Source organism: Nonomuraea sp. 10N515B (genome assembly GCF_052245915.1).
Classification (GTDB): domain Bacteria; phylum Actinomycetota; class Actinomycetes; order Streptosporangiales; family Streptosporangiaceae; genus Nonomuraea.
In genome coordinates this window covers 1-13,714 of record NZ_JBQQBQ010000034.1, presented here as the reverse complement: position 1 = coordinate 13,714, position 13,714 = coordinate 1, and the positions used below count along the sequence as shown (strand labels likewise).

Genomic DNA, 13,714 nt, shown 5'->3' with positions numbered 1-13,714 from the left:
GGCGGCATCCAGCCGGTGATCACCTGGGTGATGGCGTCCCGGTGCGCGAGGATCCGCGGATGGTCGCCGCGGACCGACCACAGCGCGCCGACGCCGGCCAGCAACTGGATCGCCGTGACGGGATCGGGCTCGCCGAGAGCCTGCCGGAGCAGATCGGCGAGGTTGCTCTCCTCGGCGCGCAACGCGTCGGCCGCGGCGAACTGCGCCGGGCCGAACAGCTGGGTGGCGTGACCGAGGGCGTAGGCCGTCGCCCACTCCCGCTGCGCGGCCCGAGCCGTCGCCTCCTCGCCGGCCTCCTTCAGCCGCATCCGCCCGAACTCCCTGACCGTCTCCAGCATCCGGTAGCGCAGGCCGTACGTGGTCTCGCGGACGCTCAGCATCGACTGCTCGGTCAGCGCGTCCACGACGCGCAGGGCGTCCGGGCCGAGGACGTGCTCGGCCGCGGCCAGCGTGAAACCGTCGCCGAACAGCGACAACCACCGCAACGCCCGCCGTTCCGGCTCATTCAGCAGATTCCACGACCAGTCGATGACCGCGAGCAACGTCTGGTGCCGGTCGGGGGCCGTACGGTTTCCGCCGCGCAGCAGGGCGAACCGGTCCGCCAGGCGCCGCGCGATGTCCTCCACCGCCATCACCCGCACCTTGGCCGCGGCCAGCTCGATCGCGAGCGGCAGCCCGTCGAGGCGGGCGGCGACCTCCTCGACCACTGCCTCGTCGATCCGCACACCCGGGCGGGCGGCCGTGGCGCGCTGGCGGAACAACTCCACGGCGTCGCCAGCGGGCAGCTCGCCGAGCAGGTAGACACGTTCGGCGGGGATCGACAAGGCGGCGCGCGAGGTGATGAGCACCCGCAGGTCGCGGGTCGTCACGGTCAGGAACGCCACCAGGTCGGCGACGGCCTCGATCACGTGCTCGCAGTTGTCCAGGATCAGCAGCGCCGGAGCCTGGTCGAGATGCTGGGCGATCCGGGCGCGAACGTCGGAGCGCTGCTCGGCGGTCAGGGCACGACGCCCGCTGACCGAGTCCCGAACCCCGAGCGCCGAGCCCACCTCGCCCACCACGCCCTCCGGCGAGGAGACGCTGACGAGCTCGATGAAGTGAGCGACGTGCTGCGTGGCGTTCCTGCCGACGACATGAGCCAGCCGCGTCTTGCCCAGCCCGCCGGGGCCGACGATGGAGACCACCCGGTTCGTCTGCAACAGGGCATGCACCGCACGGATGTCGCCGTCGCGGCCGAGCAGCGAGGAACCGTCGAACAGGATGCCCTCACGCACCGGCCGATCCGCGACGAGGAGCTCGGCGTACACGCGGGCGAGCTCAGGCCCTGGGTCGGTGCCGAGCCGCTCGACCAGGCCCGCGCGATAACGCTCGTAGCGCTCCAGAGCGGCGGCGGCACCGCGTACGGCGGCCTCGCTGCGCAGCAGACAGGCGAGCAGCTCCTCGTCGTGCGGCCGATCAGCCGCGGCCTCCTCCAGCAGCGGCAGCGCACCCTCGTGAGCGCCGCTCCGGCTCCGCGCGATCGCCGCCACCCGTCGCGCCTCGGCCACCCGCCCTGCCGCGACGCTCCTCAGCTCGGCGAGTGCGCCCGTCGCGCCGTCCAAGCCGGCCACGAGTCCCATGGCCTCTTCGGCGCTGCGCCCCGCGAGCGCCATGTCGTCGGCGCCAAGGGCGGCACGTGCCTGCTCCACCAGCGCGCCGAGCAGCAGCGCGTCCACCTGGCGGGCGGGCAGCCCGAGCCGGTAACCACGCGGCATCCGTACCACGACGTCGGCGCACGTCGCCGACCTGGTCCGCGAGACGACCACCTGCAGCGCCTTCGTCGGGTTGGCCGGCGCCTCGTCGGGCCACAACTCCTCGACCAGGCGCTCGTCACTGACGCCTGCACGCCCGTGCAGGGCGAGCACGGCCAGCAGGGTCTGCGCGCGATCGCCGACCACGCGCGCACCCCGCCAGCGGACGCCGTCGAGCAGGACCAGTGTGGGGGACACACCCTCAGCTTACGGACGAGCCACTGAGGAGCGTGACCGTGAGCACCGCTCCACGGCCCGCCTTACTGTGACAACCTTCGCGAAGACGATGGCGGTCAAGGTCCTGCACGCGGCCGGCGATCGTGCGATCCGCGACAGGTTCGCGAAGGAGACGACGGCCGCGCGGCGGGTGTCGTCGTTCTGCACGGCGCGCGTGCCGGCCGCCGATCTGGACGGGCGCAGGCCGTATCTGGTCTCCGAGTACGTGCCGGGGCCGAGCCTGGGTACGGCCGTGCGGGACGGACGCCGACGAAGTCGATTTTCTGGCCTTCTCGCCCGACGGCAAGACGCTCGCCACCGCCTCGATCAGCGGCCTGCTCCAACTCTGGGACGTCGAGGCCAGGCGGCGGCTCGGCGGGTCCTACCTGCTGCAGGAGGGCCAGCCGTGGTCGCTCGCGTTCAGCGCCGATGGGGCGGCCGTGTACGTCGGGACGGGCGGGGCCGTCCGCACGGTTTCCGTTGGCGGAGAACGGGTCGCGCGGGCGGTGTGCGCGCGGGTCGGGCGCTCGCTGTCACCCGCCGAGTGGGAGCGGTACCTGGGCGGAGCGCCGTTGCCGAGTTCAGGGCTCCGCGTGCCGGTCGAGGCCGAGCGTGGCGATGAGGTCTTCGTGGAGCTCGAACCAGACACGATGGCAGGAGTCGACGTCGGTGCGGTCGACCCAGCCGCCCTCCCCGGCTCGGGCGCGCGCAAGGGCTGTGGTGAATCGGGTGTCGTATCCGCGAAACCGTGTCAGGACGCTCCCGAGCCGGTCCGCGAGCGGCCGGAGTGCACGGTCGATGTCGGCGAGCTCGTGGAGGATTCTGGCGTCCCAGGCGGGATCGGAGTGGTCGTTGACGGCGAGCCGATCGCCGGCGGTGGGCCGGAGTTGCCAGTCGGTGCAGGCTCGTTGCAGGAGGGCGTTCAGCGGGAGGAATGCGCGGTAGACGTCACCGACCTCGTCGGCACCGTCGACGCGGGCGAGCTCGGCCGCGAGCTGGCGCTCGTTCTCGGCTCGGCCCGATCCGGTCAGCGACCAGCCTCCGGTGCCGGCGAAGGAGGTGTGTTCGACCCAGCCACATGCCTCGGCGTCGAGGAGCACCTCTTTCGTCTCGGCCGCGCTGAGGCCGTACCGGTCTGCGAGCACCGGGGTGTCCGCGAACCCGGTGATGCGCACGGCATGCAGGACCAGGAGGGCGGGCGGGGAATCTGGCGTCATGAGTCGGCGTCCTGTCGTGCTGTGAGGCGGGTGTAGTGCTGCTGGCAGGCCTGCGGGGAGTTGAATCCCGTCGCCTGCGCCATCTGCGCCCAGGTCAGACCTGCGCTCCGGGCCATGAACAGCAGGGCTGATTCGAGTCCTTCGACCTCGGCGCGTGCGGCGGGCAGGAAGGTGAGCGCACTCAGGATGTCCTCCGGGTTCAGGTCGGCGTTGCGCCAGACGGCGAACTGCACAAGGTCTACCGCTGACGGCGGGGCGGGCGGGGGTCGCCACGGGCGGGCGTCGAGCGCGTCCGCGCCCAGGCTCAGGAGACGCTGACGCGCGTCCTGCTCACGTTGGGCCTGGGCGTGGTCGGCGTGCGCACTGTGAGCGATGTCGTGCTTGCGTGCCATGCGACTTACGATGCACAATCAACGAAACATTGTCAACAATCTGTTGAAAGCGAGGGCGGATGATCGTACCTCTCATGGGGGCTGTCGCCGATACCTGCGGGGGCAAGGCCGGCACACTTGGCGCATTGCTGCGCGCGGGTCTGCCGGTTCCTGACGGCTTCGTCGTCTCGTTCGCCGCCTACCTCGCCGCTGTCCGCGACCCGGACCTCGGACGGTTCGCCGGGGAGCCAGACGATCTTGCCGCGGCACGGCAGGCGCTCGCGGCCCGCCCACTCCACGCCACTGTGATCGACGCACTGGGACGCGCGCTCGACGAACTCGGCGATCCGGCCGTGGCGGTAAGATCATCGGCGGCGGAGGAGGACACCGGTCAGGCATCGGCGGCCGGTCAGTTCGAGAGCTTTCTCGCCGTGCACGGGATCAGCGACGTCGCCGATGCCGTACGTGCCTGCTGGGCCTCGCTGTTGTCTCCCCGTGCCATCGTCTACCGGGATGCCTCCGGCCGCGACGACCGGCCGTCCGCCGATCTTGTAATGGCCGTCATCGTCCAACGTCATCTGGATGCCGAGGTATCCGGGGTCATGTTCACACCCGCAGGCCCGGACGACGCAACCGAGATCGAGGCGTCCTGGGGCCTGGGCCCGAGCATCGTCGGAGGCACGGTCACCCCTGACGCCTACCGCGTGGCCGAGGACGGGACGGTCACCCGCACCATCGCCGACAAACGGACCCGCCTTGACCGGCGTGGCACGCGGCTCGTCGTTCGCGACGTGCCCACCCGTGCCCGGCATCAAGCGACGATCGACGACGCGACCGCCACGCAGCTCGCCGAGCTGGGCAGGGAGATTGCCGGCGCACTCGGCGGACCGCAGGACATCGAGTGGGCGATCGTCGACGGTCGCGCCTGGGTTCTGCAAGCACGGCCGATCACCGCCGCACCCCCAGAGCGCCCTTCGCCTTCCGGCGCCTCGGACATTCCGGCCACCACACTCACCGGAACACCGGGCAGCCGCGGGACCGTGACCGGCCCCGCGAGGATCGTCCGCGGTCCCGGCGACTTCGCGCGCGTGCACCCGGGCGACATCCTCGTCTGCCCCTTCACCGACCCCGCTTGGACACCGCTGCTGCGCATCGCCGCCGGCGTCGTCACCGAAACCGGAGGCGTACTGTCCCACGCCGCGATCGTCGCCCGTGAGCACGCCATCCCCGCCGTCCTCGGCGTCCCGAACGCGACAAGCAGGCTCCACGACGACACCCTCATCACCATCGACGGCACCACCGGCATCGTTGCGGCGACCAACGCGTGACCGATCACTTCCCCTACGGATCGAAAGGAGAAGGGGAAGCGGGCCCGCACGGGCATCGCGCCCCCAACGGCTGATGGCAACGCGACACCTCTACCTGGCCCGCCACGGCGCGGCCGACGCGTTCGGGGAACTCACCGCCATCGGGCGCCGGCAGGTGGGCCTGCTGGGCGAACGGCTTGCCGGCATACCGGTCGACGCCGTGTGGCACTCTCCGCTGCCCCGTGCCGTAGCGAGCGCGCACGAACTCGCCCGGCATCTGCCGAACGTGCCCGTGACCGAGGCCGCCGAACTCATCGACCACGTGCCCTACGTCCCCAGCGCGGCCGAAACGCCCCCGTCCTGGGCCGGCTTCTTCGACGGCTACGACGACACCGAGGCAGCCTCGGGCCAAAGGCTCGCCGAGGCCCTGGTCGCCCGGTTCGCGAAGGTCCCCGACACGACCGCGAAGGGGACCCAATCCGACACGCACGAGGTCCTGGTGACGCACGCCTACCCGATCGCGTGGCTGGTGCGGCACGCACTGGACGCGCCGCCGTCCCGGTGGCTCGGACTGAACAGCGCCAACACCGCTCTGACGGTCATCGAGTACCGTACCGGTCTGCCGCCCACGATCGTGATGTTCAACGACATGAGCCACCTCCCGGCCGACCTGCGCTGGACCGGATTCCCCGGAGGCGTGCGGCCGTGAGGTGGCGGTGCTGCGCTTCGGGCTTCGGGCTTCGGGCTTCGGGCGCAAGGACAAGCACCCACCGCAGTTCCGCGACCGACGGCGTACGACGACCTGGCGGCCCGCCCGTGCATCGGCGATGCTGTGACCCGTGGAGTACGTGTCCAGAGCGCCACGACCGCCGCTGGCCGGCCTGATCGACGACCTCTACTACCTGGAGGGCACGCCGCCGTACCCCCGCCTGACGCTGCCGCCGATGCCGTCGGCGGTCCTCATCCTCAACCTCGGGGCGCCGTTCCGCATCCGCGCCGGCACCGACCTCGAGCCGGCCGAGTACGCCGACGGCTGCGTGGTCACCACACCCACCCGCGCTTTCGAGTTCGGCTACCCAGCGGGGACCCGGTCGGTCGGCGTGCACTTCAAGCCATGGGGGCTGGCGCCGTTCCTGCCGATGCCCGCGGCCGAGCTGTGTGACCGGCCGGTGACGGTGGAGCAGGTCTGGGGCCGCGCCACCATCGCCGAGCTGCGAGACCGGCTGGCCACGGCGGCCGGGCCGCACGAGATGCTGACGCTCCTCGAGGAGGAGTTGATACGACGGCTGTGCGAGACCGCGGGCTTGGGGCTGGTCCGCCACACGGGCAGTGTCATCGCGGCGGCCACGGGAGCGTTGGCGATCGGCGACCTGAGCGTGGCGGCCGGCGTCAGCAGCACTCATCTGGCACAGCGGTTCAAGGAGCTCATCGGTGTCACGCCGAAGCGGCTCGCCCGCACGTACCGCTTCGCCGCCACCGTGCGCGCGATCGACCCCGCCGGACCGGTCAACTGGGTCGACCTCGCCGGTCGTGCCGGCTACTTCGACCAGGCCCACTTCGGCCACGAGTTCCGGACGTTCACGGGGCTTACACCGACCCGGTACGTCGACGTCCGGCAGCGGTTCCTACGCGAACATCCCGGCCATGCGCTCGACGTCGGGCCGCTGCCGGCCGATTGATTCCTTACAAGAGCCGGCAGCTTCCGGCACGCCACCATGGGACTTCCCCAGCAGAGGAGGAGAGAGCCCATGGGCAAGGTCGTCATGTACAGCACGGTGTCGGTGGACGGCTTCATCGCGGACGACAACGACCAGGTCGGACCGCTGTTCGACTGGATGTCCAGCGGTGACGTCCCGTTGGACGAGACGGGGGAGGTGAAGGTGTCGCAGGCGTCCCATGACTACACCCGGCCGTACTGGGACGAGATCGGAGTGACGGTCGTCGGCCGCCACGTCTTCGACCTGACGGACGGCTGGAGCGGCAAGCCACCGGCCGGAATCGACCACGTGGTCGTCGTGTCGCACCGGCCGATGCCCGAGAGCTGGGACCCCGAGGCGCCGTACCACTTCGTCGACGGCGTCGAGGCCGCCATGGCCAAGGCACAGGAGCTTGCGGGCGAGCGCACGGTCGAGGTCGCCGCCGGCGACGTCGGCGGCCAGGTGCTGGCCGCAGGGCTCGTCGACGAGGTCGCCATGGACGTCGCGCCCGTGGTGTTCGGGTCCGGCAAGCGCTACTTCGGGTCGGTCGACGCACAGCACCTGCTGGAAGATCCTGACGTGGTGATCGAGGGCAACCGGGTACTCCACCTGCGCTATCGGGTGCGCCGATGACCGATCTGAGCGGGTGCGCGAAGAAGCTCGCACTGCCAAACCCCCTCCCTTGATCCTTTATAATCATTTACCGGTTTAAGTGATCTGCAAGTGGCACACGGCAGGCTCTCCTCATCAGCGCAACGCTGCCGTCCGCTTGGATGGCACGAAGGGGAAACACCATGCAGTTTGGCAAGAAGCTCACTGCCATCGCCGCTTGCGCCATCATGGCGACCGGGGTGCTGGCCACGGCGACCCCCGCAGCAGCTAGTGCAGCTACTGCGGCTACGGCGGGGGAGAGTGCAGCACGTTACTACTACGGCGCCATCGCCGTGTCGCGGGACGGCCGTGTCGGCAGGTCCTGGGACTACAGAACGGCGACTGCCGCCAAAAAGCGGGCACTGAGGGAATGCGGCCGCTCCAGCTGCAAAGTCCTCACCACCTTTGTCAACGGTTGTGGCGCTGTCGCCTACAACGCCAGGAGAAACGTCTACTGGGGCGGCAGGGGGAGCACACCCGCCAGAGCGAAGAGGAACGCCATCGCCAACGCGGGCGGCGGCCGCTGGATCGCCTATCAGTGCACCAGACGATACAGCTAGCCCCGATGAGCCAGCCGTCGCGATCGTCGATCGTTTGACAGGTGCCGAGTCCCTGGAGATCGACGACTGGTTTCATGCGCCCGAGTGCGCGTCGGCAGCTACAAACACGTGAGGGCCCGCTCAAGAGCGCGTGCCTGTGGAGATAGATCAAGTGGGGCCATCCTTCGCAGATGGCCCCACTGCCAACCGCGAGACGCGGGTAACTCGTGTGCGGGCTATCACGGGCGGAACCGCTCCGGGCGGAAGTCCGCAAGCATCCCATCTCTCTTCCCGCTGAGGATCTCCGAAGCAAGCAGCCGGCCGATGACCGGCCCGAGCGTGATGCCGCTGTGGGAAACGGCCTCGTAGTAGCCCTGCACAGACGGCACCGCTCCCACCGAGGGGAATCCGTCGACTGGGATGGGCCGCTCGACTACCCGCGTCTGTACGATGCGGGAGTCGCCGAGCTCGGGAACGACGTGCCGCGCCGATTCGTGGAGCAGCCGTGCGAGTTCCGCTGGATCTTCGCCTGTGTCGATGAGTGCGTCGATCTCGCGGCTGTGGAGGACCACCGAAGCGTCTCCGTCAGGACGGATCTCGATGTGAGGCGCGTGCATGGCCCGGTGAACCGGGACCTGAGCACAGCCGATCCGGGTGATGGCACCGGGTTCCCGGCGCATGGGCAAGTGCCGTGCGACGAGCCCGGCGACGTGGGAGGCGCTGGGTCCTGCTGCGTTCACGACGATGTCGACGTCGAGACGGCTCCCATCGGAGAGAGCAACTGTCCGGATGCTCCCATCGGCACCGGTGCCGATGTCACAGACCGCGGTGCCGAACCGGTGCTCGGCACCGGATGCAACGGCCTGGCCGACCAGGCGGCCGACGAGATGACGTCCGTGCACCCAAGCTTCGTCGGGGTAGAACACGACGGGAGCCTCGCCGGGCATCGTGAGACCAGATTCGAGGCGGCGGCGCACCTCGGCCCCCGTCCACACCTCGACCCGGTAGTCCCAGCCAGCCAGCAGTGCGGCTGTTTCCAGGAGCTTCGCCTCTGCGCCGGGATCGTCCGTCCAGCGCAGGTGGCCGCTGGGATACCACCACGAGTCTGGCCCGATGGTCCTGGCAAGCTCACGGTACGCCGCCATGCCCGCGACGTTCAGGTCGAAGTAGGACTTGCGCGCGGTCTTGTTGCTGGCATTGACCCACGAGAAAGACCAGTTGGTGACGCCTTCGCCCGGCTGGCCCGCGTCGATGAAGACCACCTGGGCGCCGTGCCGGGACAGGTTCCAGCCCACGCTGGCTCCGAGGATGCCCACTCCGATGACAGCAACACGTACAGGCCGCTTCACGGACCCGATCCTCACGTACGCCGCCTTCCCAGATCACGGGCGAACTCCCGCTTCTAGCATGCACGCATGTGGAACGGTGAGCACTATGAACGGGACAGGCAAAGGCTGAGAGTAGGCAGATCAGGCGGTCGCAGGAGATGTCGGCTTCATCTGCGCCAGCGGCGGTTGCGCCATGGGAGTCCTAGCGACCAAGGATCGCTAGGCGTATCCGCCTACCGCCCACGCCCTGGCGGTGAGCGCGATCGAGCCGTCCGACCCCGTGGGCAGGCGGCGGCGCAGAGTGTCCCGCAGGGCGGTCCTGTGGTCCTCCGCGAGTGCCATGACGTACCCAGGCGCAGGTCCCTGGCCGCCGAGGAACGGCGTCCAGTAGTCGTCGAAGTCCGCGAACACGGTCGGCACCTCGATCGGCTGGACCGCCACGCCGCTCAGCCCCGTTTCGGTCCACAGCTCGCCCAGCCGCTCCGGCCGGCACAGCGGGAAGCGCGCGCCCTCGTCCAGGGTCGCGGCGGCGGGGTCGAGGACGGTGGCCGCATCCCAGAAGTACCGCAGCATCGCCATGCCCTCGGCGTAGTCCCAGACGTAGGCGGCGACCGTCGCGCCGGGAGCGGCCACGCGTGCGAACTCGGCCACGGCGCGGGCCGGCTCGGGCACGAAGTTGAGCACCAGCCCGCTGACCACCGCATCGAACCGGCCGGCGGGGAAGGACAGCGAGGTGGCGTCGCCGACCTCGAACCGGGCCCGCGCATCGGCGACCTGGGCGCGGGCGTGCCCGATGAAGCCTTCCGCCGGATCGACGCCCGTCACCTCGGCGGGATCCGCGGCGGCGAGCGCGGCGGCGGAGAGCGCGCCGGTGCCGCAGCCGGCGTCCAGCCACCGCCGGCCGGGCGGCACGCCGAGCCAGGGCACGAACGCCGCGGCCACCCGCCGGCTCCAGCGGCCCATGAAGAACCCGTAGGCGTCGCCGCGGGCCCACACCTCATGCACCACGTCGCAAGAGTAGACCGCGGGGCGCCGCTACCGTCTCGCACGGGCGCCTCACCCCGGACGCATTCCACTCGGCCAGCCGTCGCCGGCAGGTCGTGCCCGAGCCATAGCCCAGCTCTTGGGGCAGGTGCTCCCAAGCGATTCCGGTGTGCAGCACGAACAGGATGCCTTGCAAGGCCAGCCGATCATCGAGTCGCTTACGGCCCGGATGCCGGAAACGTGGCTAACGCTGGGGAAGCAACGGTTTCGATCACCGCCCAGAGCTCGTGGCTGACCTCCCACGACATTTGCCCGCGCCGCTCTGCACTCCTCTCGCCGTTGCTACAGCGGGAGTTCAAAGCACAACAGAGATCATTTGATAGGACCTCTAAGCGCTTCGCCAGGCGTCGGTGATGCAGGACTCCTCGAAGTGCCACCGGCCTTCCCTTCGGCCTCGCGTCAGTAGCGCCTTAATCTGCCCGAGGTCTGCGTCCGCTGGCACGGTGAAGGCGACCAGGGGAAGCTCCGAGCCGAAGGATTCCCCGCTCAGCCCGAACCGTGCCAACTGCTCGTGTACGGCCTGCGCGCTTCGCCCCAGCGGTCCATCGAGCACCGGCAGGACCCGAACCGCGCAGTTGCCCGACGCTTCCACCCGCTCACAGGCCCAGTGAAGACCGTCGTCGTCGGTGATGAAGCGCACCACGTCGCCTTCGGCGACTCCGTCCTGCAGGAATGGGACGTTCGCCACACGAGCGGTGTCCCGGCTCAAGCGCGTGGCCCAGAGCCCTTCGGTGTCGTACGGAAGCCAGCCTTCCCGAGGCGTGAACCGGAACCACACCTTGATCAGGCCCGGCTCTGTGGGGAGGCGTTCCGAGGGGGCGCAAAGACCATACCCACATGATCGCGCAGTCTGCTGTCCGTGAGTGTTCGTAGGCGTTCGCCACAGTTCAAGATCGTCCAATCGGGTGGCTCCCCGGGTAGCTCCCAGAAACCCTCCCCGGGTCGCTGTCTGCACTCGCATCATCTTGATTCATATGAGCTGAGCTGAGTGGAAGGATCACATGGGTGACAGTGATCGACTGCTGCTGTGACCAGCGATAATGGCTTGATGGTCTGAGGTTGGGATTGACAAGCGCGGGACTGAGACCGCGATGACCTTCTCGGACATGGAGCGGATGCTGGAGAGCTGACCATGAAGATCGAAGGTGACGAGAATCCAGTAGATCACCGACTTGATGCATACCGCGGTCGAGTCGCCCATCTCTGTAGGACGACGTTTTTTCTGAGCATGTAGGGCCTGATGAGCGACATGGACGATGTCCATGATCTTCAGGGCTGGTTTTGGGGTTGGCCTGGTTCGTGCCCGGCGACAACGTGAGCGTCAATCGTTCAAGATCGGCCCTCCCCGCTCTGTCTGGAAACACCGGGGAGGGCCGTTAACGGTGTGGAGGTTCACACCGCGTGCTCACGGTAGGCGACCACCGTGCTGTGGTCGAGTCTGCGCTGGTTGAAGGCGTTCTGGCGTGTCCCGGGTGTGACGGGGTGCTGGCCGGATGGGGGCATGCCCGGCGCCGGGTGATCCGCACGCTGCGTTCGGGGGTGCGGCTGGTGTTGCGGCCGCGGCGGGCGCGGTGCCGCGGGTGCGGGGTCACTCACGTGCTGCTGCCTGCGCGGCTGCTGGTTCGGCGGGCCGATGATGGCGAGACGATCGGGGCCGCGCTGGAGCTGGCCGGGCTGGGGCACGGGGTGCGGCGGATCGCGCGGGTGCTGGGCCGGTCGGCTTGGACGGTGCGGGGGTGGGTGCGCCGGGCGCGGTGCCGGGCCGGGGTGTTGCGGGCCGGCTTGGCCGGGTGGGTGGTGGCGCTGGATCCTGATCCGCCGCCGATCGCCATGGCGGGCTCGGCGTGGGCCGATGCGCTCAGCATGCTGGCCGCGGTGCACCGGGCGGCGGTGGTGCGGTGGCCGGAGCTGGCGGACAGGTTGTCGTTGTGGCGGCTGGCTGCGGTGCTGACCGACGGCAGCCTGCTGGCTGTGGTGCCGGCGGTCCGGGCGATCAACACCAGCCGCCCTCTGGTGACGTTTGGTGACTGATCGGATCCTTTGAGGTGACTGTGTGTCGTCAACTCGGAGGGGAGCAATCGTGACAACACACCACACACAACACCACGCAGCACGCCATGCCGAGGCTCGGCATCGCGCCGAGCAGGCCCGTCAGATCGCGCTGTTCCGCTACCGCCTGGTGCAGGAGGCGCTGGACGGGGACCTGTCGAGTCGTCAGCGTGGCGTCGTGGTGCGCGCGATCGCCGCCCAGACGCACCCCGGCCCGGCCGGTCGGCCGGTGCGGGTGTCGCGCAAGACGCTGGACCGGTGGATCCGCGCCTGGCGGGCGGGGGGTTTCGAGGCGCTGCTGCCGGCCGCCCGCCGGCCCGACCCGCGCAGCGACCCGGCCGCCCTGGCCCTGGCGGTGGCGTTGAAGAAGGAGAACCCGGCCCGCACCGCGGTCCAGATCCGGCAGATCATGCTCACCCGCGGGGGCGGGCTGGCCGTCCCGCACGAGCGCACCTTGCAGCGGCACTTCCGCCGCATCGACCTCGACCTGGACCTCGATCCTGCCGCGACGGGGCGGGTGCTGTCACGGTTCGAGACCGCCAAGCCGAACGACATGTGGATCGGAGATGCACTCCACGCGATCCGCATCGGCCCCGCCGGCCGAAAGACGATCCTGTTCTGCTTCCTGGATGACCACAGCCGGGCGGTGATGGGCGGCCGGTTCGGCTTCGCCGAGGATGTCGTGCGCATGGCCGGCGTGCTGCGCACCGCGCTGCAGACCCGCGGCATCCCCGGCCGGCTCTACCTGGACAACGGCAGCCCGTTCATCGATTCCTGGCTGCTCAAGGGCTGCGCCGACCTCGGGATCAAACTCATTCATTCCACCCCATATCGGCCCGAAGGCCGCGGGAAGGTGGAACGCTTCTTCCGGGTGGTGCGCGAGCAGTTCCTGGTCGAGTTCTCCGGCCACCACCCGCGCCGAGTCGCCGACCTGGCCGAGCTCAACCGGCTGTTCGCGGCGTGGGTGGAGAGCGTCTACCACTGCCGGCCGCACGGCGAAACCGGCCAAGCGCCGATCGTCCGCTGGAACAGCGGCATGCCCACTCCACTGCCGATCCCCGAGGCCGACCGGCTGTCGGAGGCGTTCAAGTGGGAAGAGACGCGCACCGTCGACAAGACCTGCCTGATTTCCGCGTTCGGCAACTACTACCAGGTCGACCCCGCGCTGCGCCGCCGCCGGGTGCAGATCATCTTCGACCCCTTCCACCTGGAGGAGATCGAGGTCCGCCACGACGGCAAGAGTTACGGCACCGCCAAGGTGTTCACCCTGTCCCGGCACGCCCACCCCAAAGCCAAGCCCGAACAACCAGGCCAGAGCCCGCCGCAGGCCACCGGGCTGGACTACCTCGGCCTCCTCGACGAGGCCCGCACCCGGCACCTGGCCGCCTCCATCGACTACGCCGCCCTGCTACCCAGCGATCACCACGACGACCACACCGGCGACCACGACGGACAGGTGGCCTGACCATGTCCACGCCGTCCACGCCGTCCACGCCGTCCACGCC

Annotated in this window: 13 protein-coding genes and 2 pseudogenes; 7 read left to right on the top strand and 8 right to left on the bottom strand. The window is 69.7% G+C overall.

All coding sequences use genetic code 11. From position 1 onward, the window contains the following. Positions 1 to 527: 527 nt before the first annotated feature. The 3 genes and pseudogenes from ACTWQA_RS37080 to ACTWQA_RS37070 form a co-directional block, all read right to left on the bottom strand. A pseudogene (locus ACTWQA_RS37080) lies at positions 528 to 1,754 on the bottom strand (ATP-binding protein); the annotation flags it as partial. Positions 1,755 to 2,587: 833 nt separating this feature from the next. Further along, positions 2,588 to 3,223 (bottom strand): transcriptional regulator, encoded by a 636-nt coding sequence (locus tag ACTWQA_RS37075; RefSeq protein WP_443163626.1) that lies wholly within the window; start codon positions 3,221 to 3,223, stop codon positions 2,588 to 2,590. Then, positions 3,220 to 3,615, bottom strand: coding sequence for a DNA-binding protein (locus tag ACTWQA_RS37070; RefSeq protein WP_443163625.1), 396 nt, complete (start codon positions 3,613 to 3,615; stop codon positions 3,220 to 3,222). The genes ACTWQA_RS37075 and ACTWQA_RS37070 overlap by 4 nt, the downstream gene beginning before the upstream one ends. A 59-nt stretch (positions 3,616 to 3,674) precedes the next feature. On the opposite strand from ACTWQA_RS37070, the gene ACTWQA_RS37065 reads away from it, so the two are divergent. From ACTWQA_RS37065 to ACTWQA_RS37045, 5 genes are all read left to right on the top strand, one after another. Further along, positions 3,675 to 4,922 carry a PEP/pyruvate-binding domain-containing protein gene (locus ACTWQA_RS37065; RefSeq protein ID WP_443163624.1) on the top strand — a complete coding sequence of 416 codons (1,248 nt, stop codon included), beginning with the start codon at positions 3,675 to 3,677 and terminating at the stop codon, positions 4,920 to 4,922. A gap of 73 nt (positions 4,923 to 4,995) precedes the next feature. Then, complete coding sequence (locus ACTWQA_RS37060) at positions 4,996 to 5,610, top strand: histidine phosphatase family protein (RefSeq protein WP_443163623.1); 615 nt, start codon at positions 4,996 to 4,998, stop codon at positions 5,608 to 5,610. Positions 5,611 to 5,740: 130 nt separating this feature from the next. Continuing rightward, complete coding sequence (locus tag ACTWQA_RS37055; protein ID WP_443163622.1) at positions 5,741 to 6,580, top strand: helix-turn-helix domain-containing protein; 840 nt, start codon at positions 5,741 to 5,743, stop codon at positions 6,578 to 6,580. 69 nt (positions 6,581 to 6,649) lie between these two features. Then, positions 6,650 to 7,231 carry a dihydrofolate reductase family protein gene (locus tag ACTWQA_RS37050; protein ID WP_443163621.1) on the top strand — a complete coding sequence of 194 codons (582 nt, stop codon included), beginning with the start codon at positions 6,650 to 6,652 and terminating at the stop codon, positions 7,229 to 7,231. A 161-nt stretch (positions 7,232 to 7,392) separates the two neighbouring features. Next, positions 7,393 to 7,809, top strand: coding sequence for a DUF4189 domain-containing protein (locus ACTWQA_RS37045; RefSeq protein ID WP_443163620.1), 417 nt, complete (start codon positions 7,393 to 7,395; stop codon positions 7,807 to 7,809). A gap of 218 nt (positions 7,810 to 8,027) precedes the next feature. Here ACTWQA_RS37045 and ACTWQA_RS37040 read toward each other — a convergent pair whose 3' ends face one another. The 5 genes and pseudogenes from ACTWQA_RS37040 to ACTWQA_RS37020 all read right to left on the bottom strand — a co-directional run bounded on the left by ACTWQA_RS37040 (position 8,028) and on the right by ACTWQA_RS37020 (position 11,424). Further along, positions 8,028 to 9,137, bottom strand: a complete 1,110-nt coding sequence (locus ACTWQA_RS37040; RefSeq protein ID WP_443163619.1) for an NAD(P)/FAD-dependent oxidoreductase — start codon at positions 9,135 to 9,137, stop codon at positions 8,028 to 8,030. 198 nt (positions 9,138 to 9,335) lie between these two features. Then, the gene (locus ACTWQA_RS37035; RefSeq protein ID WP_443163618.1) at positions 9,336 to 10,124 is read right to left on the bottom strand and encodes a class I SAM-dependent methyltransferase; all 789 of its coding nucleotides are present in this window, start codon (positions 10,122 to 10,124) and stop codon (positions 9,336 to 9,338) included. Positions 10,125 to 10,173: 49 nt separating this feature from the next. Beyond that, positions 10,174 to 10,326, bottom strand: a pseudogene (locus tag ACTWQA_RS37030) (transposase); the annotation flags it as partial. Between the two features lie 162 nt (positions 10,327 to 10,488). Beyond that, the gene (locus tag ACTWQA_RS37025; RefSeq protein ID WP_443163617.1) at positions 10,489 to 10,938 is read right to left on the bottom strand and encodes a DUF4265 domain-containing protein; all 450 of its coding nucleotides are present in this window, start codon (positions 10,936 to 10,938) and stop codon (positions 10,489 to 10,491) included. Between the two features lie 219 nt (positions 10,939 to 11,157). After that, a complete protein-coding gene (locus tag ACTWQA_RS37020) occupies positions 11,158 to 11,424 on the bottom strand; it encodes a hypothetical protein (protein ID WP_443163616.1) in 267 nt (88 codons plus the stop codon). A gap of 137 nt (positions 11,425 to 11,561) precedes the next feature. Here ACTWQA_RS37020 and ACTWQA_RS37015 point away from each other — a divergent pair, with 137 nt between their 5' ends. Beyond that, the gene (locus tag ACTWQA_RS37015) at positions 11,562 to 12,191 is read left to right on the top strand and encodes a transposase (protein ID WP_443163615.1); all 630 of its coding nucleotides are present in this window, start codon (positions 11,562 to 11,564) and stop codon (positions 12,189 to 12,191) included. 49 nt (positions 12,192 to 12,240) lie between these two features. After that, the gene (locus ACTWQA_RS37010) at positions 12,241 to 13,674 is read left to right on the top strand and encodes a DDE-type integrase/transposase/recombinase (protein WP_443163614.1); all 1,434 of its coding nucleotides are present in this window, start codon (positions 12,241 to 12,243) and stop codon (positions 13,672 to 13,674) included. Positions 13,675 to 13,714: the final 40 nt, after the last annotated feature.

Bases quoted from the DNA above. Each gene is read 5' to 3' on its own strand.
- ACTWQA_RS37075 (WP_443163626.1), bottom strand. From the start codon at position 3,223: ATGACGCCAGATTCCCCGCCCGCCCTCCTGGTCCTGCATGCCGTGCGC.
- ACTWQA_RS37070 (WP_443163625.1), bottom strand. From the start codon at position 3,615: ATGGCACGCAAGCACGACATCGCTCACAGTGCGCACGCCGACCACGCC.
- ACTWQA_RS37065 (WP_443163624.1), top strand. From the start codon at position 3,675: ATGATCGTACCTCTCATGGGGGCTGTCGCCGATACCTGCGGGGGCAAG.
- ACTWQA_RS37060 (WP_443163623.1), top strand. From the start codon at position 4,996: ATGGCAACGCGACACCTCTACCTGGCCCGCCACGGCGCGGCCGACGCG.
- ACTWQA_RS37050 (WP_443163621.1), top strand. From the start codon at position 6,650: ATGGGCAAGGTCGTCATGTACAGCACGGTGTCGGTGGACGGCTTCATC.
- ACTWQA_RS37045 (WP_443163620.1), top strand. From the start codon at position 7,393: ATGCAGTTTGGCAAGAAGCTCACTGCCATCGCCGCTTGCGCCATCATG.
- ACTWQA_RS37020 (WP_443163616.1), bottom strand. From the start codon at position 11,424: ATGGACATCGTCCATGTCGCTCATCAGGCCCTACATGCTCAGAAAAAA.